At 71.9% G+C, this 23,898-nt stretch carries 21 protein-coding genes and 1 pseudogene; 13 read left to right on the top strand and 9 right to left on the bottom strand.

The genetic code is table 11. The features are described 5' to 3' along the window. Positions 1–67: 67 nt before the first annotated feature. The gene (locus ACH4YL_RS25390) at positions 68–853 is read right to left on the bottom strand and encodes a TIGR02569 family protein (protein WP_398509725.1); all 786 of its coding nucleotides are present in this window, start codon (positions 851–853) and stop codon (positions 68–70) included. A 121-nt stretch (positions 854–974) separates the two neighbouring features. Here ACH4YL_RS25390 and ACH4YL_RS25395 point away from each other — a divergent pair, with 121 nt between their 5' ends. Together ACH4YL_RS25395 and ACH4YL_RS25400 are read left to right on the top strand one after the other, a co-directional pair. Next, positions 975–2,834: a gamma-glutamyltransferase family protein gene (locus ACH4YL_RS25395; RefSeq protein WP_398509726.1), complete on the top strand. Its 1,860-nt coding sequence runs from the start codon at positions 975–977 to the stop codon at positions 2,832–2,834. Between the two features lie 41 nt (positions 2,835–2,875). Next, positions 2,876–3,700, top strand: a complete 825-nt coding sequence (locus ACH4YL_RS25400; protein WP_398509727.1) for an inositol monophosphatase family protein — start codon at positions 2,876–2,878, stop codon at positions 3,698–3,700. A gap of 61 nt (positions 3,701–3,761) precedes the next feature. Here the strand turns inward: ACH4YL_RS25400 and ACH4YL_RS25405 are convergent, their stop codons facing one another. Continuing rightward, positions 3,762–4,535: a nucleotidyltransferase domain-containing protein gene (locus tag ACH4YL_RS25405; protein ID WP_398509791.1), complete on the bottom strand. Its 774-nt coding sequence runs from the start codon at positions 4,533–4,535 to the stop codon at positions 3,762–3,764. 106 nt (positions 4,536–4,641) lie between these two features. On the opposite strand from ACH4YL_RS25405, the gene ACH4YL_RS25410 reads away from it, so the two are divergent. The 4 genes from ACH4YL_RS25410 (at position 4,642) to ACH4YL_RS25425 (ending at position 8,706) form a co-directional block, all read left to right on the top strand. Then, a complete protein-coding gene (locus ACH4YL_RS25410; RefSeq protein WP_398509728.1) occupies positions 4,642–6,060 on the top strand; it encodes a phytoene desaturase family protein in 1,419 nt (472 codons plus the stop codon). A gap of 77 nt (positions 6,061–6,137) precedes the next feature. Beyond that, positions 6,138–6,674, top strand: a complete 537-nt coding sequence (locus ACH4YL_RS25415; protein ID WP_398509729.1) for an O-acetyl-ADP-ribose deacetylase — start codon at positions 6,138–6,140, stop codon at positions 6,672–6,674. A 49-nt stretch (positions 6,675–6,723) separates the two neighbouring features. Then, positions 6,724–8,199, top strand: a complete 1,476-nt coding sequence (locus ACH4YL_RS25420; RefSeq protein WP_398509730.1) for an AlkA N-terminal domain-containing protein — start codon at positions 6,724–6,726, stop codon at positions 8,197–8,199. Between the two features lie 12 nt (positions 8,200–8,211). Next, positions 8,212–8,706 carry a methylated-DNA--[protein]-cysteine S-methyltransferase gene (locus tag ACH4YL_RS25425; RefSeq protein WP_398509731.1) on the top strand — a complete coding sequence of 165 codons (495 nt, stop codon included), beginning with the start codon at positions 8,212–8,214 and terminating at the stop codon, positions 8,704–8,706. Here the strand turns inward: ACH4YL_RS25425 and ACH4YL_RS25430 are convergent. The 3 genes from ACH4YL_RS25430 to ACH4YL_RS25440 form a co-directional block, all read right to left on the bottom strand. Then, on the bottom strand, positions 8,703–9,428 hold the full coding sequence (locus ACH4YL_RS25430; protein ID WP_398509732.1) for an SIR2 family NAD-dependent protein deacylase: 726 nt from the start codon (positions 9,426–9,428) through the stop codon (positions 8,703–8,705). The genes ACH4YL_RS25425 and ACH4YL_RS25430 overlap by 4 nt on opposite strands. A gap of 65 nt (positions 9,429–9,493) precedes the next feature. Beyond that, complete coding sequence (locus tag ACH4YL_RS25435; RefSeq protein ID WP_398509733.1) at positions 9,494–9,985, bottom strand: NUDIX domain-containing protein; 492 nt, start codon at positions 9,983–9,985, stop codon at positions 9,494–9,496. Positions 9,986–9,994: 9 nt separating this feature from the next. Continuing rightward, a complete protein-coding gene (locus ACH4YL_RS25440) occupies positions 9,995–11,092 on the bottom strand; it encodes an ADP-ribosylglycohydrolase family protein (RefSeq protein ID WP_398509734.1) in 1,098 nt (365 codons plus the stop codon). A gap of 179 nt (positions 11,093–11,271) precedes the next feature. On the opposite strand from ACH4YL_RS25440, the gene ACH4YL_RS25445 reads away from it, so the two are divergent. Beyond that, on the top strand, positions 11,272–12,405 hold the full coding sequence (locus ACH4YL_RS25445) for a glycerate kinase (protein WP_398509735.1): 1,134 nt from the start codon (positions 11,272–11,274) through the stop codon (positions 12,403–12,405). Positions 12,406–12,506: 101 nt separating this feature from the next. Here the strand turns inward: ACH4YL_RS25445 and ACH4YL_RS25450 are convergent, their stop codons facing one another. Continuing rightward, positions 12,507–13,703 carry a PucR family transcriptional regulator gene (locus ACH4YL_RS25450; protein ID WP_398509736.1) on the bottom strand — a complete coding sequence of 399 codons (1,197 nt, stop codon included), beginning with the start codon at positions 13,701–13,703 and terminating at the stop codon, positions 12,507–12,509. A gap of 148 nt (positions 13,704–13,851) precedes the next feature. On the opposite strand from ACH4YL_RS25450, the gene ACH4YL_RS25455 reads away from it, so the two are divergent. The 6 genes and pseudogenes from ACH4YL_RS25455 to ACH4YL_RS25480 all read left to right on the top strand — a co-directional run. Then, positions 13,852–14,661, top strand: a complete 810-nt coding sequence (locus ACH4YL_RS25455; protein ID WP_398509737.1) for an ABC transporter ATP-binding protein — start codon at positions 13,852–13,854, stop codon at positions 14,659–14,661. Next, positions 14,658–15,437 carry an ABC transporter ATP-binding protein gene (locus ACH4YL_RS25460; protein ID WP_398509738.1) on the top strand — a complete coding sequence of 260 codons (780 nt, stop codon included), beginning with the start codon at positions 14,658–14,660 and terminating at the stop codon, positions 15,435–15,437. The genes ACH4YL_RS25455 and ACH4YL_RS25460 overlap by 4 nt, the downstream gene beginning before the upstream one ends. Next, a complete protein-coding gene (locus tag ACH4YL_RS25465; RefSeq protein ID WP_398509739.1) occupies positions 15,434–16,324 on the top strand; it encodes a branched-chain amino acid ABC transporter permease in 891 nt (296 codons plus the stop codon). Before ACH4YL_RS25460 ends, ACH4YL_RS25465 begins: the two co-directional genes overlap by 4 nt. 49 nt (positions 16,325–16,373) lie before the next feature. Further along, positions 16,374–17,444 carry a branched-chain amino acid ABC transporter permease gene (locus ACH4YL_RS25470; protein ID WP_398509792.1) on the top strand — a complete coding sequence of 357 codons (1,071 nt, stop codon included), beginning with the start codon at positions 16,374–16,376 and terminating at the stop codon, positions 17,442–17,444. 2 nt (positions 17,445–17,446) lie between these two features. Then, complete coding sequence (locus ACH4YL_RS25475; RefSeq protein WP_398509740.1) at positions 17,447–18,715, top strand: ABC transporter substrate-binding protein; 1,269 nt, start codon at positions 17,447–17,449, stop codon at positions 18,713–18,715. Between the two features lie 48 nt (positions 18,716–18,763). Continuing rightward, a pseudogene (locus ACH4YL_RS25480) lies at positions 18,764–19,192 on the top strand (GNAT family N-acetyltransferase); the annotation flags it as partial. A 1,248-nt stretch (positions 19,193–20,440) separates the two neighbouring features. Here ACH4YL_RS25480 and ACH4YL_RS25485 read toward each other — a convergent pair. The 3 genes from ACH4YL_RS25485 to ACH4YL_RS25495 form a co-directional block, all read right to left on the bottom strand. After that, the gene (locus ACH4YL_RS25485) at positions 20,441–22,270 is read right to left on the bottom strand and encodes an AMP-binding protein (RefSeq protein ID WP_398509741.1); all 1,830 of its coding nucleotides are present in this window, start codon (positions 22,268–22,270) and stop codon (positions 20,441–20,443) included. Between the two features lie 89 nt (positions 22,271–22,359). Continuing rightward, a complete protein-coding gene (gene pssA / locus ACH4YL_RS25490) occupies positions 22,360–23,220 on the bottom strand; it encodes a CDP-diacylglycerol--serine O-phosphatidyltransferase (protein WP_398509742.1) in 861 nt (286 codons plus the stop codon). After that, positions 23,207–23,854: a phosphatidylserine decarboxylase gene (locus ACH4YL_RS25495; protein WP_398509743.1), complete on the bottom strand. Its 648-nt coding sequence runs from the start codon at positions 23,852–23,854 to the stop codon at positions 23,207–23,209. The genes pssA and ACH4YL_RS25495 overlap by 14 nt, the downstream gene beginning before the upstream one ends. Positions 23,855–23,898 lie beyond the last annotated feature (44 nt).

Here is a 23,898-nt window from a genome sequence, read left to right on the forward strand (position 1 = left end):
TCCTCCGGCTCGACGCGCCGCACGCCGGCGGTGATCAGGGCAAATCGTACTCCGGAGCGGTGCGGGGTCAGGCAGTTGCGAGAACCAGGTCCGTGGCCTTGCGGTAGGTGCTCTCCGTCCCGCCGTCCAGCGATTCGTGGGTCGCGATACGGAAGATCAGCGCGCGGACGAGCAGTTGACGCCAGTCCGGCAGATGTGACCAGCGCTCGAGCAGCGACGGCCCGGCGTCGTGCCAGGAGACGGCGTCGACGGCGACGACCGCGGAGGCCCAGGACGCCGGACGCCAGTACGGCGGCCAGTCGATGACCGCGGGCGGGCGGCCGTCCGCGAAGAGGACATTGCCCAGCAGATCGCCGTGGACGAGCTGAGCCGGGGCCGAGACCGGGCGGCGCGCGGCGAGCAGCGGCTTCAGCACCGCGAAGTCCGGGGCCTCGTCGCTCTCTTCCCAGGCCAGCCGGTCGGCGTGGGCCCAGGCGTCGTCCCGTACGCCGAGGAAACGCGGTCGCGGCAGATGCGCGATGGCGGCGTGGAACGCCTCGCCCGCCCGGATCACCTCGTCGGCGCGACGCGGATCCGGGGCCGCTCCCTCGATCAGCCGCCAGGCCTCCCAGCCCGACGCCGACCAGGCGCCGTCCCGGGCCGGGACCGGGCGGGCCACACGGAAGTCGTCGGCCTCGGGCAGATGGCACATCACGCCCGCACGCCACGACGTCTCGGACGCGAGCGCGGCAGGCTTGAGCACCAGCTTGTCCGAGCGCCAGGTCGACCCCTGGCCGCCGGGCAGACGGGTCGCCGGGCCTGTTGCCCCGAACGCGGAGAGTGCGGAAGCGGAAGGGGCGGGAGAGTCGCTCATGGCGCGGAAGCGTAGGCGGTCGGCCTGCACGAACGCCGAACTCCTGCGTCGTGCCCGATGAATTCGGGGTGCCGCGGAAGTTCGAGGACCGTGGGTGCAGGATCTGCGAGAGGCTGGCTTCATGTTCACCACCCGCCCCACGCTCCAGGGCACCTTCGGCATGGTGTCGTCGACCCACTGGCTCGCCTCCCAGTCCGCGATGGCCGTGCTCGAGGACGGTGGCAACGCCTACGACGCGGCCGTGGCCGCCGGGTTCGTCCTCCATGTCGTCGAACCGCATCTGTGCGGTCCCGCAGGCGAGGTGCCGATCATTCTCGCGCCGGCCGACGGCGAGGTGCAGGTGCTCTGCGGGCAGGGGCCGGCGCCGGCCGGCGCGAACATCGAGCACTACCGTTCGCTCGGGCTCGACCTCGTGCCGGGGACCGGGCCGCTGGCCGCCGCGGTGCCGGGAGCGTTCGACGCCTGGATGGTGCTGCTGCGCGACCACGGCACCAAGTCCCTTGCGGATGTGCTGCGTTACGCCGTCGGATACGCGGAGGACGGACATCCGCCGGTCGAGCGTGTCGGCCAGACCGTGGAGAGTGTCCGCGAACTCTTCGAGACCGAGTGGACCTCGTCCGCCGACGTCTATCTGCCCGGCGGCCGCGCGCCGGTCTCGGGTGAGCTCTTCCGCAACCCCGCCCTCGCCGCGACCTGGCGGCGGCTGATCGCCGAGTCGTCGGCCGAGTCCGCGGGCGGCGGCCGGGTGGCCGAGATCGAGGCGGCGCGGCGGGTGTGGCGTGCGGGCTTCATCGCCGAGGCGCTGGTCCGGCAGGCGTCCGAAGCCACCATGGACACCAGCGGAAAGCGGCACACCGGCACCCTGACCGCCGCCGACCTCGCCGGATTCTCCGCCGCCTACGAAGCGCCCGCGACCTTCGACTGGAACGGCTGGACCCTGTGCAAGGCGGGCGGCTGGAGCCAGGGTCCCGCGCTGCTCCAGCAGCTTGCGCTGCTTCCCGAGGAGCTTCCGGAGTACGGATCGGGGGAGTACGTCCATCTGCTCGTCGAGGGCTGCAAGTTGGCGATGGCCGACCGGGAAGCCTGGTACGGGGACGCGGCCGAGGTCCCGCTCGACGAGCTGTTCTCCGAGCCGTACAACGCCGCGCGGCGCGCGCTCGTCGGCGAGAAGGCCTCGTACGAGCTCCGGCCGGGCAGCCCGGGCGGGCGGACTCCGAAGATGAGCGCCCACGCCACCGCGGTGGCCGCGGGGGAGCCCGGGTACGACGCGATGGGGATTCCCGCTGCGGGCGCGGGGGAGCCGACGGTCGCCGGGTTCGCGTCGGACGCCTCGGACGTCGCCGCTTTCGCTTCCGACGTCGCCGCGGACGGCGGCACCCGCGGTGACACCTGTCACATCGATGTCGTCGACCGCTGGGGCAACATGGTCGCCGCCACGCCGAGCGGCGGCTGGCTCCAGTCCAACCCGGTCGTGCCCGAGCTCGGCTTCCCGCTCGGAACCCGGCTCCAGATGGCCTGGCTGGACCCCGGTCTGCCGAACTCACTCACCCCCGGCCGCAGGCCGCGCACCACACTCACGCCGTCCATTGCGGTGCGTGAGGGCGTACCGGTCATGGCGTTCGGCACACCCGGCGGCGACCAGCAGGACCAGTGGCAGCTGCACTTCTTCCTGGCCGTCGCGCTGCGCCCCGCGGTACGCGGCGGGCTCGACCTGCAGGGCGCGATCGACGCGCCGAACTGGCACAACGACAGTTTTCCCGGCTCCTTCCATCCGCGCGGAATGCGGCCGGGGAGCGTGACCGTGGAATCCCGGATCGGCCCCGATGTCATCGCCGAGCTGCGGCGGCGCGGTCATCTTGTCACCGTCGGTGATGCCTGGTCGGAGGGCAGGCTGTGCGCGGTCGCCAGGGATCCACACACCGGAATCCTCTCCTCCGCGGCGAACCCGAGAGGAATGCAGGGTTACGCGGTGGGGCGCTGAGCGGACAGCACGATGTCAGCGGACCATGCTTAGCTGGACATATGATCGATGACTTTTTGGCCGGTGACCTGTCCGACGTCGAGGAGGCGGTCCGCAAGGCGGCCGCCACCGAGATCACGCCCCGCTACCGACAGCTCGCCGCACACGAGATCGTCGAGAAGAGCGGTCCGCACGACCTGGTGACGACGGCCGACCGCAATGCCGAGGAGCACCTCACCGCGTCCCTGACGGCGCTGCTGCCGGGCTCCGTCGTGGTCGGCGAGGAGGCGGTGCACGCTGACCCGTCCGTGTACGAGGCGCTGAAGGGGGACGCGCCGGTCTGGATCGTCGATCCGGTCGACGGCACACGGCAGTTCGTCCGCGGCGAGCCGGGGTTCTGCACGCTCGTCGCTCTCGCGCTCCACGGCGAGGTGCTGGCGTCCTGGACGTACGCACCGGTGCTGGAGGAAATGGCCATCGCGGTCCGCGGCGGCGGTGCCCGGCTCAACGGCACGCCGATACGCTCCGGTTCACCCGCGCCGGGCGCGGTGCTCGAAGTCGCCATGTCGCACCCGGACTACACGACGCCGGACCAGAAGCGGGCTTTGCTCGGTCTCAACGTCCCGGGGGTCGAGGGCAGGCCGTGCGGCTCGGCGGGCCTGGAGTACCTCTCGGTCGCCCGCGGTGCACTGGACGCGGTCGCCTTCTCGTGGGAGAACGCGTGGGACCACGCGGCTGGTCTGCTGCTGGTGTCGGAGGCGGGCGGTACGCATGTGACGGTCGCCGGAGACAAATTCCGCATAGCGGGCGGCAATACGCTCCCGTTCACGGCGGCGCGTGACGCGGCCACGGCGGGGCGCATCAGGGACCTGCTCCGGGGCCAGTGAGACCCGGGGACGGGCGGGTTAGGGCTCCTGTGGCCCGGGGAGCTCACCGAAACCGGGTGCCTCAGCGCAGCACCGCACGTACGTCGTCCACCAGCTCCCCCGCTGCCGCGACCGCCCCAGGCGTCAGCGACCGGAGCGCGGACTCCACCCGAGCGCGGAAGTCCACCGGTGTGTCCCGCAGCCGGCACGCCGAGGCCAGCGCCCCCTTTTCGTTGACGCACCACACCCGGTGGTGCGCGTGCAGCGACTGCGTCAGGATGCCGAACGCGCGGGACAGGCACAGCGACACATGCAGCGCGTCTCCCGTCGCCGCCGACTTGGACGCCGCGGTGACGGAGAAGTCCGCCTCCCACGACGCGTCGATCAGCGCCCTGCGCAGTGGCTCCGGGTACTGCTGTGCCGCGGCCCGCAGCGCCGTCAACTCGCCCTCCGCGTCCGCCAGTACAACGCACAGCGCCACCTCGCCCGCGTACGCCGGCGACCAGAAGCCCAGCGGATGCCCCGGCTGCACGCCCGTCTCGTAGCGGCCCGCCCGGCAGTCCGCCCAGACGCGTTCCACCCGGTCCAGGTCCCGCAGGATCCAGTCGATCCGCATGCCGTCCACGGACAGCCACGCACCCCCGTCGACCCATGCGCCCCATCCGCCGGGCCCGGCGACCTCCACGTCCGCGCCCGTCAGCTCGCGCGCCAGCGACGACAGCCCGGCCACATCCACCGGACCGCGGTAGTAGACACCCAGATCCCAGTCGGAGTCCGGGCGGTGCGTCCCGCGGGCCCGGCTGCCGCCCAGGGCGACGGCCCGTACTCCGGGCACGCCCATGAGCTGCTGGGACATCGCTTCGATCAGGGTGTTCACCGACGGGACGCTACCGCCGCCGACGCTGTCGGTGCGCCGGAATATCCTGGGGCCCTTGGCCATCGGCTGACAAAGGAGTCCGAAGGTGCCGTCGATGCTCGATGCCGTCGTCGTGGGGGCGGGACCCAACGGGCTGACCGCCGCTGTCGAACTGGCCCGCCGCGGCTTCTCGGTGGCGGTGTACGAAGCCCTGGACACCGTCGGCGGAGGCGCCCGCACCGAGGAGCTCACCCTCCCCGGCTTCCGCCACGACCCGTGCTCCGCCGTACACCCGCTCGGCATCGGCTCGCCCGCGTTCGCCGCGATGCCCCTGGCGCGGCACGGGCTGGAGTGGCTCCAGCCCGATCTGCCGCTCGCGCACCCGTTCCCGGACGGCACCGCCGCCGTGCTCAGCCGCTCGGTCGGTGAGACCGCGATGTCGCTCGGGGCCACGGACGCCGGTGCGTACCGCCGGCTGGTCGCGCCCTATCTCGGCCACTGGGACTCGCTCGCCGCCGACTTCCTGCGTACGCCGTGGGACGGGCTGCCCCGCGCCCCGTATCGTTTCGCACGCTTCGGGCTGACCGCGCTCCAGCCCGCCACCTGGCTCTCGCGCCGCTTCGACGGCGAGCGCGCCCGTGGCCTGTTCGCCGGGCTCGCCGCCCATGCCATCGCGCCCACCTCGGGCCTCGCCACCGGCGGCATCGCCCTGATGTTCGCGCTGGCCGCGCATGCCAAGGGCTGGCCCGTGCCGCGCGGCGGTTCGCAGGCGATCTCCGACGCCCTCGCCTCGTATCTGCGCGAGCAGGGCGGCACGATCCACACCGGCGCCGAGGTCAAGCGGCTCGACGAGCTGCCGCCGGCCCGCGCGTACATCTTCGACACCTCGCCGACGGCGCTCGCCCGCATCGCGGGCCTCGGCAGGTCGTACGACCACTATCGCTACGGCGCGGCCGCCTTCAAGATCGACTACGCGCTGTCGGGACCCGTCCCGTGGACCGCGAAGGAGGCCCGCGCGGCCGGGACCGTGCACATCGGGCCGACCGCCGGCGAGATCGATTCGGCCCTGACCGCCGCGGTGAGCGGCCGCGACCCGAGGGTCCCCTTCCTGATCACCGCGCAGCCGAGCGTGATCGACCCGTCCAGGGCCCCGGCCGGCAAGCATGTGCTGTGGGCGTACGGCCATGTCCCGGCGGGCTGGGACGGAGACGCCACGGACGTCATCGAGCGGCAGCTGGAGCGCTTCGCGCCGGGATTCCGCGACCTCGTGCTCGCCCGCGCGACGGCGGGACCGCCCCAACTGGCCGCGCGGAACGCCAACTACGTCGGCGGGGACATCGCCTGCGGAGCCTTCGCGGGGCTCCAGACGATCCTGCGGCCCAAGCTGGCCCGCGTGCCGTACGCGACCGCGCATCCCGCCGTCTTCCTCTGCTCGTCCGCGACGCCGCCGGGCCCGGGCGTGCACGGGATGTCCGGCCACCACGCGGCGAAGGCGGTGTGGCGCGTCCTGCGCGCGGCCCACTGACCAACGCGGCCACTGAGCAGCGCGGCCCGGCTCGGCAACGCGGGCCGGCGGGGTGGTGCCCGCGCGATGATGGACGTATGACACCGCACCGCCAGGTCGCCATCGTCCTCGTCCGCGGCGACATCACGCAGCAGCAGGCCGACGCCATCGTCAACGCCGCCAATTCCTCGCTGCTCGGCGGCGGCGGAGTCGACGGAGCCATCCACCGCCGCGGCGGCCCCGAGATCCTCGCCGAGTGCCGCGCTCTGCGCGCGTCCCACTACGGCAAGGGCCTCCCCACCGGCCAGGCCGTCGCCACCACCGCAGGCCGTCTCGACGCCGCGCATGTGATCCACACCGTGGGGCCGGTCTGGTCGCGCGCACAGGACCGCAGCGGCCTCCTCGCCTCCTGCTACCGCGAATCGCTGCGCGTGGCACGGGAGTTGGGGGCGAGCACCGTCGCCTTCCCGGCCATCTCGACCGGGATCTACGGCTGGCCGATGGACGACGGCGCGCGGATCGCGATCCGTACCGTCCGCGAGGCCGCCGCCGCGCCGGTCTCCGAGGTGCGGTTTGTACTGTTCGACGAGCGGGCGTACGAGGAGTTCGCCGCGGCCCTGGCAGCGGAAGGTTGATGTCGTTTTCTCGCCAGCCCGAGCACACGCTGTGCCCGATGCTTGACCCATGCACACCGACACCGAGCGTTGCGTACGCGCCGTCCAGTCGAAGGACGCCCGATTCGACGGCTGGTTCTTCACGGCCGTGCTGACCACGGGGATCTACTGCCGCCCCAGCTGCCCGGTCGTGCCGCCGAAGGTCGAGAACATGGTCTTCTACCCGAGCGCCGCGGCCTGCCAGCAGGCCGGATTCCGGGCCTGCAAGCGCTGCCGCCCGGACACCAGCCCGGGGTCGCCGGAGTGGAACGCCCGCGCCGACACCGTCGCCCGCGCCATGCGTCTGATCAGGGACGGAGTGGTCGACCGCGAAGGCGTACCGGGCCTCGCCGCCCGCCTCGGCTACTCCACGCGCCAGATCGAGCGCCAGCTCCTCGCCGAACTGGGCGCGGGACCGCTCGCCCTGGCCCGCGCCCAGCGCGCCCAGACCGCCCGTCTCCTCATCGAGACCACCGCTCTCGCCATGGCCGAGATCGCCTTCGCGGCCGGCTTCTCCTCGATCCGTACCTTCAACGACACCGTCCGCGAGGTCTTCGCGCTCGCACCCGGTGACCTGCGCGCCCGCGCGGCCCGCAGCAGGAGCGCACCGCCGCAGACTCCTGGAGTCATCGCGCTGCGGCTGCCGTACCGCGCACCGCTCAACCCCAGCAACCTCTTCGGTCATCTCGCCGCGACGGGCGTTCCCGGCGTCGAGGAGTGGCGGGACGGGGCGTACCGGCGCACGCTGAGCCTTCCGTACGGCCACGGCATCGTCGCCCTCACGCCGCAGCCCGACCACATCGCCTGCCGGCTCTCGCTCACCGACCCGCGCGATCTGACCATCGCGATCAGCCGCTGTCGCTGGATGCTCGACCTGGACGCCGACCCGGTCGCCGTCGACGACCAGCTGCGTACGGATCCACAGCTCGCACCGCTGGTCGACAAGGCCCCGGGCAGGCGGGTGCCACGCACCGTCGACGCGGCGGAGTTCGCCGTACGGGCGGTGCTCGGCCAGCAGGTCTCGACGGCCGCTGCCCGCACGCACGCCGCGCGGCTGGTCACCGCCCAAGGCCGGGCGATCGAGGACCCCGAGGGCGGCCTCACCCACCTCTTCCCGTCCTCCGAAGCGCTTGCCGCACTCGACCCCGAGACCCTGGCGCTGCCCCGGAGCCGCCGCACCACCCTCACGACCCTGGTCGCCGGCCTCGCCGACGGATCGCTGGGGCTCGGCATCGACAGCGACTGGGACGAGGCCCGCGCGCGGCTGACCGCGCTGCCCGGCTTCGGCCCCTGGACCGTCGAGGTGATCGCGATGCGGGCACTCGGCGACCCCGACGCCTTTCTCCCCGGCGACCTCGGGATGCGCCGCGCGGCCGCCGAACTCGGCATGCCCGCGACCCCGGCCGCGCTCACCGAGCGTGCCGCGGCCTGGCGGCCGTGGCGGGCGTACGCCGTCCAGTACCTCTGGGCCACCGACGATCACCCCATCAACCGCCTCCCCGCATAAGGAAGTTCAGCCATGACCAAGCAGTACACGGTCGTCGACAGCCCTTACGGCCCGCTGACCCTCGTCGCCACCGACGGGGAGCTGAGCGGCCTCTACATGGTCCAGCAGCGTCACCGGCCCGACGAGGAGACCTTCGGCGTTGAGGACCCGGCGCCCTTCGGCGAGGCGATCCGCCAGCTGGAGGCGTATTTCGCCCGTGAGCTGACGGAGTTCGACCTGCCGATGCGGCTGCACGGCACGGACTTCCAGCAGCGGGTGTGGGAGCAGCTGCGGCGGATTCCGTACGGCGAGACCCGGACCTACGGCGAACTGGCCGAGGCGCTCGGCAACGTGGGCGCATCCCGCGCGGTCGGTCTGGCCAACGGGAAGAACCCGATCGGGATCATCGTCCCGTGTCATCGGGTGATCGGCTCGACGGGCAGCCTCGTCGGATACGGGGGCGGACTCGACCGCAAGCAGCGCCTGCTCGCGTTCGAGTCCGGGACCCCGGACAACGCCCTGTTCTAGCCCGCTTCGAGCCCTTGCAGCAGCGTCGGCAGAGCCGTCCCGATGGGCTCGCGGAGGATCTCCTGCGCCAGCTCGTCGTACGGCGTCGGCTCGGCGTTGACCACGATCAGCCGCGCACCGTGTTCCGCCGCGATGCCCGCCAGCGACGCCGCCGGCTGCACCTGCAGACTGGTGCCGACCGCGATGAACACCTCGCTGGCCTTGGCGATCGCCAGCGCCTGGCCCAGCACCTCCGGGTCGAGACGCTGCCCGAACATGACCGTCGCCGACTTCAGAATCCCGCCGCAGACACGGCACGGCGGGTCCTCCTCGCCCGCCTCGACCCGCTTCAGCGCCTCCTCCATCGAGGAGCGGTCGTGGCACTGGGTGCAGACCACCGTCCTTGAGGTGCCGTGCAGTTCGAGCACCTTGCGGTCCGGCATGCCGGCGAGCTGGTGCAGCCCGTCGACGTTCTGCGTGATCACCCGGACGGCGAAGCCGGGCCGCCGGTCAAGTTCGGCGACGGCCCGGTGTGCGGCGTTCGGCTCGGCGCGCCAGGTCGGGCTGGTGCGCCGCATCTGCCAGGAGCGGCGCCGGATGTCCGCATCGGACATGTAGTAGTCGTAGGTGACAAGCTTCTCCGCCTCCGGGTCGCGACGCCACAGACCGTTGGGCCCGCGGTAGTCGGGGATGCCGGAGTCGGTGGAGATGCCGGCGCCGCTGAGGATCGCGACCAGAGTCATGCGGTGAGCGTACGCAGCGCGCGGTGGCGGCCGCGAGCCAATAGACGGCCCTGGGGCGGCGGCCGTCAGGCGGGCGGCAGGCCGTCCACCAGTTCCACCGGCCCGGTCCCCGCGGCCAGCGTGTCGAGCGAGGCCAGGACACGGTGGCCCAGCGATCCCAGCAGGTACGCGCGGACCTCGTCGCGCGGGACCAGCCGCCAGGACAGCAGCTCCTCCTCCTGGAGCCGGATCGCCTGGAGCTGCTCCTCGGTCAGCACACCGCCGTCGTACACATACGCGGCGATCGGCGGCCGCGCGTTGCCCCGCACCCAGTCGACCGCCAGCAGCGCGCCCGGCACCACGTCCAGCCCGATCTCCTCCAGCGTCTCCCGCCGGGCCGCCTGCCGCGGCGTCTCGTCGTGGTCGGACTCGACGGTTCCGCCGGGCAGGGCCCAGCCCTTGCGGTAGTTGGGCTCGACGATCAGCACGCGCTCCCGGTCGTCGCGCAGCAGCACCGCGGCGCCGGCGAGAATCCGGGGGAGGGAGGCGATGTAGGTGGCGTAGTCCGATGTGGTCACGCCGGAAGCCTAACCAGCCGCCCGACCGGACGCCTGATCGGTCGCCGTGGCCAACCTGAGGGTGCGTTCGGCCAGTTCGCTGATCCGGGCCCCGTCGAATCCGAACACCGCACTGCTTACCCGGTCCTCCAGCGGGTCCGTCCACTGGGCAGGGATCGCGGCCGCGCCGCACAGTACGCCCGCCACCGAACCCGCCGTCGCCCCGTTGGAGTCGGTGTCCAGGCCGCCGCGGACCGTGAGAGCGATCGTGCTGCTGAAGTCACCGGCGCCGTACAGCAGTCCGGCCGTCAGAACCGCGGCGTTCGGCACGGTGTGGATCCAGCCGAGGCCGCCGGTCCGCACCTCCAGCTCGGTGAGCGTGTCGGACCAGGATGTGCCCGAGTCGTACAGCGCCGTGGTGTGGCGGACGGTGCGGGCGAGGCGGCTGCTTGCCGGGATGCGGTCCAGCGCCGTCTCGACGGCCTCCCGTGGACCGCGCGCGGTGAATGCGGCGGCGATCATGGCCGCCGCCCACATCGCCCCGTACACGCCGTTGCCGGTGTGCGAGAGCACCGCGTCGCGGCGGGCGAGCGCGGCGGCGCGCTGCGGGTCGCCCGGACTGGTCCAGCCGAAGATGTCGGCGCGGATGAGAGCGCCGATCCACTCCTGGTACGGGTTGTCGTACGAGGCGGTCAGCGGCGGCTTGAGGCCGTTCGCGAGATTGCGGTAGGCGGCCCGCTCGGCGGTGAACGTTTGCAGGAACGGCAGCCGCAGCAGCCACAACTCGCCCACCTGCTCGGTGGTGAACGCGAAGCCGTGCGTCTGGAGGAGATCCAGCCCGAGGATCGCGTAGTCCACGTCGTCGTCCCGGCAACTGCCGTGGATGCGGCCCCGCACGCACTGCCGCCACTCCGGGCGCAGCTCGAACTCGCCGGGTGCCGCGTCCGCCGGTGGCCCGGGAAGGTAGTCGTTCAGCGGGAGTGCGTCGGTACGGCGCAGATAGCGGTCGATGCGCTCGCGCGTCCAGTGATCACCGCGCTCCACGGGCTTGCCGAGCATGTTGCCCGCGATTCTGCCCAGCCAGCCGCCGAGAATCCGGTCGGCGAGCTCCGCTTGATGCAGTCCCATACGTCCGGTTTACCGAAAGGGCGGCCGAATCGCGCGGTGGTGGGCGCAGAGAATTCGCCGACGTGGCAGGTTCTATCGTTATGACCCGTTTTAGGGCTCGGTGGGGGTGGCACCTCCGGAGACCTGGCGGATAAGGTCGCCTCGGCGCGACTGCCTGTTCGAAAGCAAGGGATAGCAAGGTGACGGACGGAGCAGTTACTCAGCCCGCGCGAGTGCTCGTCGCGGCTGACAAGTTCAAGGGCTCGCTCACGGCCGTAGAGGTCGCCGAGCGGGTCAAGGCGGGGCTCCAGCGGGTCGTTCCCGGTCTGGCGGTCGACACGCTGCCCGTCGCCGACGGCGGCGACGGCACGGTCGCGGCGGCGGTGGCGGCCGGTTTCCAACGCCGTGAAGTGCAGGTCACCGGGCCGCTCGGGCAGAGCGTGACCGCGGCGTACGCGCTGCGGGACGACACCGCGGTGGTGGAGATGGCGGAGGCCTCCGGCCTCCAGCACCTCCCCGAAGGCGTCTTCGCACCGCTCACCGCGACGACCTACGGCTCCGGCGAGCTGCTGCTGGCCGCGCTCGACGCGGGAGCGCGGACCATCGTCTTCGGCGTCGGCGGCAGCGCGACCACGGACGGCGGCGCGGGCATGCTCGCCGCGCTCGGCGCCCGCTTCCTGGACGCGGGCGGCGCGCCCGTCCCGCCGGGCGGCGCGGGTCTGCGCGAACTCGACACGGCGGACCTGACCGGGCTCGACCCGCGCCTCAAGGAGGTCGAGCTGGTCCTCGCCAGCGACGTCGACAACCCGCTCACCGGGCCCAAGGGCGCACCGGCGGTGTACGGCCCGCAGAAGGGCGCGACCCCGGACGACGTGGCCACGCTGGACGCGGCCCTCGCGCACTACGCCTCCGTCCTCGGCCCCTCCCAGGCGGACCTGCCCGGCGCGGGCGCGGCCGGCGGCATCGGCTACGGCGCGCTCGTCGCACTCGGAGCGAGCTTCCGCCCGGGCATCGAGGTCATGCTCGACGTCCTCGGCTTCGCCCCGGCGCTGGCCCGGGCGACCCTGGTGATCACGGGCGAGGGGTCTCTGGACGAACAGACCCTCCACGGCAAGGCCCCCGCGGGCGTCGCGTCCGCGGCCCGCGCGGCCGGCAAAGAGGTCATCGCGGTCTGCGGTCGCCTCGCCCTCCCGCCGGAGGCCCTGGGCCGCGCGGGCATCCGCCGCGCCTACGCCCTGACGGAACTGGAAAAGGACCCGGCGAGGAGCATGGCGGAGGCGGGCCCGCTGCTGGAGCGGGTGGCGGAGGGGATTGCGCGGGACTTCCTGACGTGACGTGACGTGACGTGACGGGCGGGGTGGGCCCGGGGAGGTGCCTCCTCCCCGCCCCTTCCCGCAACTGCGGGCGCGGCGCGGCACCCCCGGCCGATGCCCCCTCACCCCGGTGTCAGGCGGAACGCGTCCAGCGCCAAGGTCATCTCGATCAGGTCCCGCGGGCGTCCCAGTGACCGCGACGTCAGCTGTTCCAAGCGACGCAAGCGGTTGAACACCGTGTTCCGGTGGCAGTACAGCCGCGTCGCCGCGCGGCCCGCCGAGCCGCCGCAGTCCAGCCAGGCGTCCAGCGTTTCCAGCAGCACCGCCCTGTCCGCCGGGTCCAGGTCCAGCAGCGGGCCGAACACGTCCGCGATCAGCCGGGCCGACAGCTCCGGCTGGCTCACCACCAGTGCCGTCGGGAGGCGTTCGTCCAGGCGCACGATCCTGTGCGCGTCCGGGCCGCAGGTGCGCAGTGCCGTCTCCGCCAGGCGCCGGGCCAGGCCCAGGTCCGCCAGGCCCGACACCACCGGGCTGATCCCGCCCGGGCCCTGGCAGTGCCGGTGCAGCACGGCCGCCAGCTCCGTAAGCCCCGCCTCCTCCAGTGCGACCACGGCGACCTCGTACTCCGTACGCATCCGCCAGAAGAACCGCATGCCCTCCGCCGCCGCGACACGGTGGAACGGCTCACGCCCCGCCGTGCGCTCCACCCGGACCACGACCACCGCGTAGCGCCCCTGCTCCGGCAGGTCCAGACCCGCCGCCGCGCTCGCCGCCAGGCCCGGCGTGGACCGGCCCTCGAGCAGCGCGTCCAGCAGCGCCTGCACCCGCTCGTCGCTGCGCCGCTGCATCTCCTGCTCAGTACCGCGATACGCGTCCGCGACCGTCGACGCCTGCCGGTCGACCCCGGCCCACATGTGGGACGCCAGATGCACCAGCACCGGCAGCCCCTCCGGTCCCTTGTCCGAGACGATCTCCAGGAGCTCGTCCCAGACGAGGTAGCCCGCATGCCGGTACGCGTACAGCACCAGATCGAGCGGCAGCCCCTGCTCCGCGCGCCGCCGGCCAAGCTGTTGCGCATAGCTCAGGTCCCGACGCGGCGCCGAACGCGGCGAGGCCAGCGCCTCGATGCCGTACCGCATCGCCTCGTTGATCTGCTGCCAGTGCTCGTCGGGCGGCACGGCGAGATCGAACTGCTGTGAATGGGACCGGAGTTCCTCGATGAGCTGGTCCGTCAGCCTCGGCACGCGCTCCATCAGCACCTCGGAGGCGCTCACCAGGACGGACCATTCACGCTCGGTGCGCGCTCTGTGGCCACCCATGACGGGAGGATGCCAGCCCTTGTGCCGGAGCACAATGCTCGCGCTGCACGCTGGTCATCGGCAACGTTTCGGCCGTCCGGCGTGGACGGTGCGCCTCCCCGGTGCTGATGTGTGCCCTCACAGGACAAGCCGGAGAAAGGGGTACCGCATGGCCGCAGCCGCAGTCGCCGCGTCGCTCGAAGTACGCGGGCTGACCGTCGGTTACGGACCCGTCAAGGCACTGCGCGATGTCTCCGTCGACGTACCCGACGGCGAGATCGTCGCCGTCCTCGGCGGGAACGGCGCCGGTAAGTCGACACTGCTGCGCGCCATCTCCCGCACGCTCGCCTTCCAGCGCGGCAGCGCCACCGGCAGTATCCGCTTCGACGGCCGCTCTCTCGACGGGCTGAGCCCCGCACGGGTCGTCGCTGCCGGCGTGGTCCAAGTCCCCGAGGGGCGCCAGGTGTTCGCACGGATGACCGTGGCCGACAATCTGCGGGCAGGCGCGCTGGGCGTGCGCGGCGGGCGGCGGGAGACCGCTGCGGCGCTCGCCCGCGTGCATGAACTGTTCCCCGTCCTCGCCGACCGGACCCACCAGCGCGCCGGGCTGCTGTCGGGCGGCGAACAGCAGATGCTGGCACTCGGCCGGGCGCTGATGGCCCGGCCGAGGCTGCTGCTGCTCGACGAGCCCTCGCTCGGCCTCGCCCCGCTGATGGCGGCGCGGATCGCCGAGACGGTCCAGGAGATCAACGCGAGCGGCACCTCGGTCCTGCTGGTGGAACAGAACGCGGCCATCGCGCTGCGGCTCGCCTCGACGGCGTACGTACTCGACGTCGGCGAGGTCGCCCTGGAGGGGCCCGCGGACCGGCTCGCCGCCTCGGACGAGGTGCGCCGGCGCTATCTGGGCGTGGTCGACGAAACGGCCGCGGAGGATGCGGTGCGCGCCGAGGCACGAACCCTGCGCAGGTGGTCCGCATGACAGCGCCCCCCACCCTCGAGGTCCGTGCTCTCACCGTCCGCTTCGCCGGGCTCACCGCCCTCGACGCCGTCTCCTTCAGCGTCGAGCCCGGCAGTGTCCACGCCGTCATCGGCCCCAACGGCGCAGGCAAGTCCACCTGCTTCAATGTCCTGTCCGGCGTCTACCAGGCCACCTCCGGCAGTGTCGGATTCGGCGCCGCCGAACTCACCGGCCTGCCGCCGCACCGCATCGCCGGGCTCGGCATTGCCCGCACCTTCCAGAACCTGGCCCTGCCGCCCCACACCACCGTCGCCGACAGCCTGCTGCTCGGTCGCCACCGGCTCAGCCGCACCGGTTTTGTCGCCGCCGGTCTCCGGCTGCCGTCCGCCGCCCGCGAGGCGCGCCAACACTACGAGCGCGTACGGGAGATCGCCGAGTTCGTCGGGCTCGGCGGCGATCTGGACCGGCCCGCGGGAGCCCTTCCGTACGGAAAACAGAAGCTCGTCGAACTCGGCCGCGCCCTGTGCATGGAGCCGCAGCTGCTGCTGCTCGACGAGCCGGTCGCCGGCATGACCGCGGACGAGCGGCGGCAGACCGCCTCCGTCATCGCGGGCGTACGCGACAGCCTCGGCATATCCATTGTGCTCGTCGAACACGACATGGGGGTGGTGATGCGGCTCGCGGACGCCGTGACCGTACTCGACTTCGGGCGCCGGATCGCCGACGGCACACCCGCGCAGGTGCAGAACGACCCGGCCGTCGTGCAGGCCTACCTAGGAACGGAGGCCCAGGCATGACGACCTTTACGGAACTCCTCCTCGGCGGACTGTCCATCGGCGCCGTCTACGCGCTGATCGCGCTCGGCTTCGTCGTCATCTTCAAGGCGACCGAAGTCGTCAACTTCGCCCATGCGTCGCTGCTTCTCGCGGGCGGCTATGTCACCGCGGTGCTCCACGACGACATCGGCTTCTGGGCCGCGCTCGCCGTCGGCATCGCGGGCGCGGCCGTCGTCGGCGCGGCCGTGGAATTCCTCGTCATGCGCCGTTACCGGGGCGCCGACCACAGTGTCCTGGCCATCGTCACCATCGGCGTCGACATCCTCCTGACCACCGAACTCACCCGCCGTATCGGCACGGACGTCCTCGCACTCGGCGACCCATGGGGCGACCGTGTCGTCACCATCGGGGACATCACCATCGCGCAGACCCGTATCGCAGCCTTCGTTTCGGCGGCCCTGCTCATCACCGCGTTCCTGCTCGCGTTCCGGTACACCTCCTGGGGCGTGTCGATGCGCGCGGCGGCCGAGAACCCCGAGACCGCAGCGCTGATGGGGGTGCGCCTGGGCCGGGTGTCGCTCGCCGCCTGGGCGGTCGCCGGTGCGCTCGCCGCGGTCGCGGCGCTCTTCCTCACCGTGTTCCCGACTCCGGGGCTCGAACGCGCCACCTCGCTCGCCGCGCTCAAAGCCTTCCCGGCGGCGATCCTCGGCGGGCTCGACTCCACCACCGGGGCGCTCGCGGGCGGCCTGATCGTCGGTGTCACCGAGTCCTTCGCCACCGGCTACCAGAGCGAACTTTCCTTCCTGGGCCGGGGGATCGGCGATCTCGCGCCGTATCTCGTGATGGTGCTCGTCCTGCTGCTCAGGCCTGCCGGACTCTTCGGCACAAAGGAGCCCGTCCGTGTCTGAGACGCTGAAGAACCCCAAGACCATCGTGGCCAAGAGCCTCAAGGGGTACGTGAAGAGTCCCTGGGCGCATGCGAAGAGTCCCAAGGCGTACGTCTGGATCGCCGGCAGCATCCTGCTCCTCGTCCTGCCCTTCTACCTCGACCGCTTCTGGCTGCAGGCCGGACTCTTCGCGATGGCGGCCGCGATCGGCGCGATCGGCATCAACCTCCTCACCGGCGCCACCGGGCAGCTGTCCATGGGGCACGCCTTCTTCCTGGCGGTGGGCGCCTACAGCTACTGCGTCCTCGCGGGCGACAGCGGCGTCGAGAACGGCCACCGCCTCATCGGCCTCGGCCTGCCGACCTGGCTCGCAGCCGTGCTGGCAGTGCTCGTCGCGGGTGCGGCGGGCGGCCTGTTCAGCCCCATCGCCGGCCGGCTGCGCGGCGCGTATCTCGGCATCGCCACGCTCGCGCTGATCTTCATCGGCCAGCACGTCCTCTTCAACGCCGGTGACCTGACGGGAGGGTTCAACGGCCGCGCGGTGCCGCCCCTCTCGCTCTTCGGCATCGACTTCGACGACAGCGAGACGGTCGTCGCGGCCGTCCCCTTCCAGTCCGCCGAGAAGCTCTGGTACGTGGCACTGCTCGCCCTCTTCGGCTGCGGCCTCTTCGCCCGCGGAGTGCTGCGAAGCCGCCCCGGCCGGGCCATGAACGCCATCCGCGACCACCGCATCGCCGCGGGTGTCATGGGCGTCCCGGTCGCCCGTTACCGGGCCGCCGTCTTCGTCCTGTCCTCGATGTACGCGGGCCTCGCCGGCGTACTGATCGCGTTGGTCTTCCAGCGCACTGTCCCCGAGTACTTCGGTGTGATCCTTTCCCTCGAATACCTCGCCATGATCGTGATCGGAGGCCTCGGAACGGTCGCCGGCGCCGTCGTCGGCGCGGCCTTCGTCTCTCTGCTGCCCCAGCTCCTCACCCACTACAGCGACACCCTGCCGCTGGTCTCCGCCCCCGGCACGGGCGGCGTCTCGCCCGGCGAGGCATCGCGCTATCTGTACGGCGCCGCGGTCGTAGCGGCCGTCCTCTTCCTGCCCGGCGGACTCACCCGTCTCATCACCTCACGCAAGACCCCACGGGAGTAGACATGAAGTCACGTCTGAGCGCAGCGGTGGCGCTGGCCGCCGCCCTGACCCTGACCGGTGCCGGCCTCGCCGGATGCAGCTCGAAGGCCACCGACGGCGGCGGAGGTGAGAAGGACGCCGGAGGGGTGAAGACCGGCGAAGGCGTCACCGCCAAGACCATCACCCTCGGCGTGCTCACCGACATGACCGGCGTCTACGCCTCGCTCGGCAAGAGCGTCACGCAGGCGCAGCAGCTGTGGGCGAAGCAGACCAACGCGGCCGGCGGCATCTGCGGCCGCACGATCCAGCTCACCGTCCGGGACCACGGCTACGACCCGCAGAAGGCCGTCGCCGGGTACACCGAACTCGAACCGAAGGTGCTCGGCTTCGCCCAGTTCATCGGCTCACCCTTCGTCGCCGCGGTCAAGGGCCGTATCGACGGCCAGGACAAGGGACTTGTGCTGCCGCAGGCCTGGTCGGCCTCGCTGCTCGGCAGCCCGTACATCCGGGTCGTGGGAGCCACGTACGACATCGAGACGATCAACGCGGTCGACTATCTCCTCACCCAGAAGCGCATCGCCAAGGGCGACAAGATCGGCCATGTCTACTTCGAGGGCGACTACGGCGAGAACGCCCTGACGGGCTCCAAGTACGCGGCCGCGCAGGCCGGGCTGACCGTCGTCGAGCAGAAGATCAAGCCGACCGACAACGACATGACCGCCCAGGTCGCCGCGCTCAAGAAGGCAGGCGTCAAAGCGGTCGTGATCAGCGCGGGACCACGGCAGGCGGCCTCGCTGGTCGGCGTCGCCGCGGCCGGCGGCTTCAACGTCCCCATGATCGGCAACAACTCCGCCTTCGCGCCGCAGCTGCTGGCCACCCCGGCGGCACCCGCACTGACGAAGGACTACTACGTCGCCGCCTCCACCCTCCCCATCGGTGACCCGGGCGCCGGTCCCGCCAAGCTCGCCAAGGAGTACAAGGCCGCCTATCCCAAGGACGGGCTCGACAACGGCGTGGTCGCGGGCTACACCGCCGCCAGCGTCTACGGCGAGGTGCTCAAGAAGGCGTGTGCGGCCAAGGACCTGACCAGGGCGGGCATCGACAAGGCCCTGCTGACCCTGTCCTCGTACGACAGCGGCTTCGGCATCGCGCACAACTTCTCCGACCCCGCCGCTGCCTCGACCCGGCAGAGCCTGATCATGAAGCCGGACAGCAAGGTCCCGGGAGGTCTGAAGGTGGTCCAGCCGGCGACCGTGGCGAAGGCTGCGGAGTCGTACAAGGCGGGTGGCTGAGGGGCGGGGTCCGGGGCGGGAGCCGCGGGGGACGCCTAGGGTCGTCGTGTGTGGATACGTGACGCCCGCCCCGATGAAGCCGACGCCCTGACCGCCCTGGTCGTGCGCTCCAAGGCGTACTGGGGCTACGACGAGGCATTTCTGGCGGCGTGCCGTGACGAACTCACCATCCGGGAGGGTGAGTTGACGGCACGCCGCATCGTCGTCGCGGAGAACGACACCGCGGTGCTCGGCGTCGCGTCTCTGGAGGGCGAGGTACCCGACGGTGAGCTGGGCCTGCTGTTCGTCGAACCGTGGGCGATCGGCGGCGGAGTCGGCAGGAGCCTGTACGCGCATGTCCTCGACACCGCACGCCAGTTGGGCTTCAAGCGGCTGGCCATCGACGCCGATCCGAACGCCGAGCCCTTCTACCGGGCCATGGGCGCACGCCCCGTCCCGGGCGCCGGGCGGGCGCTGCCGCGCCTGGAGGTGGGGCTGGCACCGCGCGCCGACTGGGCGCAGGCCTGGACGGACGGACGGCGGGCGGTGCATCTGGGCAATGTCGCCGAGTTCCAGGGCCAGTTCGGCGAGGCGACGGACGAGTCGCGGCGGGCAGCCGGCCACTACTCCTGCCTCGCCCTCTTCGCGAGCCCTCATCCCGCCGCCGTCGTCCTGCCGCACCCCGTGCCCGCCGGCTGGATCGGCATGGTGGCGCGGCAGCTCGGCTGGGCACAGGTCGAGATGTACGACGGGGTCACCGAGTCCGGACTCCTTGCCCGCCCCGCACTCGTCCGCCGGCTCCGCGACCTCGGGCTGCCCTTCGTCCCGTGGGGCCACACCGCCGCCTCCGCCGAACTGTCAGGGCTACGACTCCCGCCCCACGCCCTGCGGCACGAGTCCAAACGCGCCTCCCACGACCTCTTCACACACCTGGCTCCCGGCCATCCGCACATTGCGGTGCCCGACCGGTGGACACCCGCCACCCGCCGTGAGGCGGCCCGGCTGATCACCGCCAGGGCCCGGTCCGGCGACGCCACCGTCGCCAAGTCGGAGCACGGAGCGGGAGGCTCGGGCACACGGGTGCTGACCGGCCGCGTCTTCGCGCACTCACTGCCGCGCGGGCCCCTGCTCCTGGAGGAGTTCGTCACCGGCGGCGAGACGCCCGGCGACCTGACGTACGACGGCCTGGTGGCCACCGACGGCGAGGTCCACGACGTCGGCGTCGCGGCCATGGACGTGGCCGACACCGTCTACCGCGGCGCGACCGTCGGCCCCGGCGCCGTTCCCGGCGAACTCGCCGCGCCCGCCGTGCGGTTCGGGCACGCCGTGGGCCGTGAGCTCGCCGCGAACGGCTACCGGGGCTGGTACGACGTGGACTTCGTGACCGGCCCCGACGGCCGCCTCGCACCGACCGAGACCAACCTCCGCCTCACCGGGCCGTCCGCCGCCTTCATGGTCAAGCTGCGGCTCGACGAGACCCGTGGCGGTGACCATCTCGTACGGGCCGTCGACCGCATCCCGCTCGGCGCACGCCTTCCCGAGGCCGAACTGATCGCCTTCCTGAGGGAGTTGACAAACCGCTGCGCCGGGATCGACGCGGTGCTCATCCCGTCGATCCCGACCGCCGGCTACGCACCGGATCCGTACGCCGGTGTGCTTCTCGCGGCCCTTACGCCCGACCGGCTGGACGCCTGTGACGCACTCGTGCGGACCGCCTGCCGCGAGCTGGGCGGCGTGTTCCGGTGATCACTTGGCCTTGGCCTTCGTCGCGCCCCAGACCGCCCACGCCGCCACCACCCCCGCCGCGATCATCAGCGGCACATTGAAGGTGTAGACGAGCACCGCCTGCCGCGGCCAGTCCTGCTTGGCCGCAAGACGGTACAGATTGTCCTGCGGCCACCAGGACGCGAGCAGCCACACGATCGCCAGATGGGCCGCAGTGGTCAGCCCGCGCGGCTTGCCGCGGCTCGCCATCATCGGCCGGCCGCCGATCAGGAAGCCGACGCCCGCCCCGAACGCCAGGCTCTCGAAGACGTACAGACCGCGGAAGAACCCGGCCCAGGGACCGGGCACCAGCGAGAGATCGGTCGAGCCCGGCCAGATCGGGTTCGTGAAGAAGAAGGACAGGATCGCCACCGGAACCGCGACGAAGAGCCCGATGACGGCCCAGTCCTCGGCGTCCAGCGGTTCCCCGCCGCCCTTGCTTCCGGACGTGCTGCCCGCGGCCCGGACCGGCGGCCGTATCAGCGCCTTGCGATCCACCTTCCCGGCGCTGTTGCGCGGCAGCGTCGTGATCGGCACCACCTGCCTCGGGATGTCCGCCGCCGGTACGGCCCCGGTGAGATGGCTCCGTACGGCCGCTGTGCTCGGCGCGCTGCCCGAGTGCGGCAGCACATAGGCGATCAGCTGCCCGCCGTCCTCGCTGACCACACTGTCGCGGATGCGCGGATGCCCGGCGAGCGCCGCCTCCACGCGGTAGGTGTCGACGGTCCGGCCGCCCACCTTGACCCGGTCCGCGGTCCGGCCCCGGAACTCCAGCGGCCCGTCGCCCTCTCGTCTCCCCAGGTCCCCTGTGGGCACGGCGTCCCCGCCGTCCGGCGGCGTCAGCCAGATCTGTCCCTTGCGTATCTGCGCGTGGCACCCGGGGAACGGCAGGCCGAGGTACGCGTGCTGCTCGGGGTCCTCGACCGGACCCGGCAGCTGACCGGTCTCGAACCAGGTGCCGCATCCCGCGACCTCCGTCGGACCGTACACATTGATCAGCCGTGCGCCCGGGGCGAGCCGCTGTTCCAGCCGCACCTGTTCGTCGAGCAGCAGCCGTTCACCTGCCACCGCGAGCAGCCGCAGCCCCGAGACACTGCGCTTGTTGTCGAGCAGCCGCGCCGCTGTCACCGGATCGGTGTCGGCGACGGTGAAGGACTCGCGCCGGGACAACACCAGCGTCGAGCCGGAGCCGAGGGCCCGTATCCAGCCTGCGGTGAACTCGGTGGTGTCCGGGGCGGCGGTGACCAGCACCCGGTCCCCGGCGTCGAGCCGGTAGACCTCCGCCCAGGCGTCGTACGCGGCCCTCAGCCGCTCGTGCGAGATGCCCACCGGGCGGCGCACACCTGTGGTCCCGGCCGTGAGCAGCACGCCGGCCCGCCAGCCCACGGCGGCGGGTTCGGTGAACGGCGCACCGGAGCGGCCCTCGATGGCCGCGGCGTCGCCGTCCAGAGTGATGACGGGCCGGTCCTTGCCGTCGTCGACCCGGGCCAGATGCCGCTGATGAGTGATGACGGCCCGCGCATCGGCGACGACCGGGTGTGTCTTCTGATCGGGCCCGACGACGGTGTAGGCACCGCCCGCCTTGAGCACCGCCAGGACGGCGACCAGCACATCCGGGGTGCGTAAGGTGCGGATGGCGACCAGATTCCCGGGCGGCAGCCGTACGGTCTCGGTCAGATGCCGGGCGAGCCGGTTGGCCCGGGCGTCCAGTTGCGCATAGCTCAGCCTGGTGCGGTCGGTGATCACGGCGGTACGGTCCGGCTCGGTCCGTACCCGGTCTTCGAACAGCTGGTGAAGCGTTCCCCCTGACATGGCGAACGATCATTCCAGAGGCGGCGGGAGATGACGAGAGGGCCCGGGTGCGGTTCGCACCCGGGCCCTCTCGTACTTCAGTGACTGTTCTACGGAAGCTGCGCGGCCCTCGCCTCGCGACGGTTGTCACGGAACGTGTTCACCCGGCGCGCCGTGGCGAACAGCGGGATCGTCGCCGCCATCACGATCTGCAGCGCACAGCCGGTCTGCAGCAGCAGCTGACCGGCGGGCGCGTCGAACGCCCAGGCAGCCAGCAGACCCATCGCCGCCACGATCCAGCCGAGCATCGCCACCGCGAGAACGCCTCGTGGCTTGGGGTACTCGACCCGGCTCACCATCAGCCATGCCGTGCCGATGATCGCCAGCAGCGTCGGGATGAACGGCAGCTCGAGCAGCACGATCGAGACGACCGTGAGCGCGCCGAAGGGGCTCGGCATGCCCTGGAACATGCCGTCCTTCATGGTCACGCACGAGAATCTGGCAAGCCGCAGCACCACCGCCAGCAGCACCACGATCGCGGCCACCGCCGAGACCTTCTGCTGGGCGTCGTCCGCGACCATTCCGTACACGAGCACGAAATAGGCCGGGGCGAGCCCGAAGCTGATCAGGTCGGAGAGGTTGTCCAGCTCCGCGCCCATCGGCGAGCTGCGCAGCTTGCGCGCCACGAGCCCGTCGCAGAGGTCGAAGATCGCGGCCAGCAGCATCAGGATCACGGCGGTCGCCGCGCTGTTGCGCGCCATGCCGCTCTCGTTGCTGCCCGTGAGGTGCGGGATGAGGATTCCGGTGGTGGTGAAGTACACCGCCATGAATCCGCAGGTCGCGTTACCGAGCGTGAGGGTGTCCGCTATTGAGAGCCGGAGCGACAGCGGCATGTCCTCCGCGTCGTCGTCCACTTCGGTCTCGGCCTCGGCCACCCAGCCGGCCTGTGTGTCAGGATCAATCACGGTCAATTCGAGTCACCCCCGCGGTCGTGGTCTGACCGACCTCGACAGCGACATCGACACCTTCCGGCAGGTAGATGTCGACGCGTGAGCCGAAGCGGATCAGGCCAATGCGGTCACCCTGCTCGACCTTGGTGCCCTCGGGCATGTAAGGAACGATGCGCCGGGCGACGGCACCCGCGATCTGAATCATCTCGATGTCACCGAGCTCGGTGTCGAAGTGCCAGACAACGCGCTCGTTGTTCTCGCTCTCCTTGTTGAACGCCGGTACAAAGCCGCCGGGGATGTGCTCCACGGAGGTCACCGTGCCCGCGAGGGGAGCGCGGTTGACGTGTACGTTCAGCGGGCTCATGAAGATCGCGACGCGGGTGCGCCCGTCCTTCCACGGCATGATGCTCTGCACCACACCGTCGGCCGGGGAGATGACCCTGCCCGGGGCGATCTCGCGCTCGGGGTCGCGGAAGAACCACAGCATGCCCGCCGCGAGCGCGGTGGCGGGCACGGCGATGGCCGCCGCGCGCCGCGAGCGGCGCGAGCGGGCCAGGCTGAGTGCAGCAGTGGCGACGGTCGGCAGAAGCCACGGCGATGCTCCGCGCGCAAGGCGGACGCGGCCGCGTGGTGCAGAGGTTTGGCTGTGGGGCATGGATGACCTTCGTAGCGGATGATGCCGCGCTGGCAACGGGGGAC

This window comes from Streptomyces sp. NPDC020681 (assembly GCF_044334895.1).
Classification (GTDB): domain Bacteria; phylum Actinomycetota; class Actinomycetes; order Streptomycetales; family Streptomycetaceae; genus Streptomyces.

Bases quoted from the DNA above. Each gene is read 5' to 3' on its own strand.
- ACH4YL_RS25420 (WP_398509730.1), top strand. From the start codon at position 6,724: ATGCACACCGACACCGAGCGTTGCGTACGCGCCGTCCAGTCGAAGGAC.
- ACH4YL_RS25430 (WP_398509732.1), bottom strand. From the start codon at position 9,428: ATGACTCTGGTCGCGATCCTCAGCGGCGCCGGCATCTCCACCGACTCC.
- ACH4YL_RS25485 (WP_398509741.1), bottom strand. From the start codon at position 22,270: ATGTCAGGGGGAACGCTTCACCAGCTGTTCGAAGACCGGGTACGGACC.
- ACH4YL_RS25475 (WP_398509740.1), top strand. From the start codon at position 17,447: ATGAAGTCACGTCTGAGCGCAGCGGTGGCGCTGGCCGCCGCCCTGACC.
- ACH4YL_RS25405 (WP_398509791.1), bottom strand. From the start codon at position 4,535: ATGTCCCAGCAGCTCATGGGCGTGCCCGGAGTACGGGCCGTCGCCCTG.
- ACH4YL_RS25450 (WP_398509736.1), bottom strand. From the start codon at position 13,703: ATGGGTGGCCACAGAGCGCGCACCGAGCGTGAATGGTCCGTCCTGGTG.
- ACH4YL_RS25400 (WP_398509727.1), top strand. From the start codon at position 2,876: ATGATCGATGACTTTTTGGCCGGTGACCTGTCCGACGTCGAGGAGGCG.
- ACH4YL_RS25395 (WP_398509726.1), top strand. From the start codon at position 975: ATGTTCACCACCCGCCCCACGCTCCAGGGCACCTTCGGCATGGTGTCG.
- ACH4YL_RS25460 (WP_398509738.1), top strand. From the start codon at position 14,658: ATGACAGCGCCCCCCACCCTCGAGGTCCGTGCTCTCACCGTCCGCTTC.
- ACH4YL_RS25465 (WP_398509739.1), top strand. From the start codon at position 15,434: ATGACGACCTTTACGGAACTCCTCCTCGGCGGACTGTCCATCGGCGCC.
- ACH4YL_RS25425 (WP_398509731.1), top strand. From the start codon at position 8,212: ATGACCAAGCAGTACACGGTCGTCGACAGCCCTTACGGCCCGCTGACC.
- ACH4YL_RS25455 (WP_398509737.1), top strand. From the start codon at position 13,852: ATGGCCGCAGCCGCAGTCGCCGCGTCGCTCGAAGTACGCGGGCTGACC.
- ACH4YL_RS25495 (WP_398509743.1), bottom strand. From the start codon at position 23,854: ATGCCCCACAGCCAAACCTCTGCACCACGCGGCCGCGTCCGCCTTGCG.
- ACH4YL_RS25440 (WP_398509734.1), bottom strand. From the start codon at position 11,092: ATGGGACTGCATCAAGCGGAGCTCGCCGACCGGATTCTCGGCGGCTGG.
- ACH4YL_RS25415 (WP_398509729.1), top strand. From the start codon at position 6,138: ATGACACCGCACCGCCAGGTCGCCATCGTCCTCGTCCGCGGCGACATC.
- ACH4YL_RS25390 (WP_398509725.1), bottom strand. From the start codon at position 853: ATGAGCGACTCTCCCGCCCCTTCCGCTTCCGCACTCTCCGCGTTCGGG.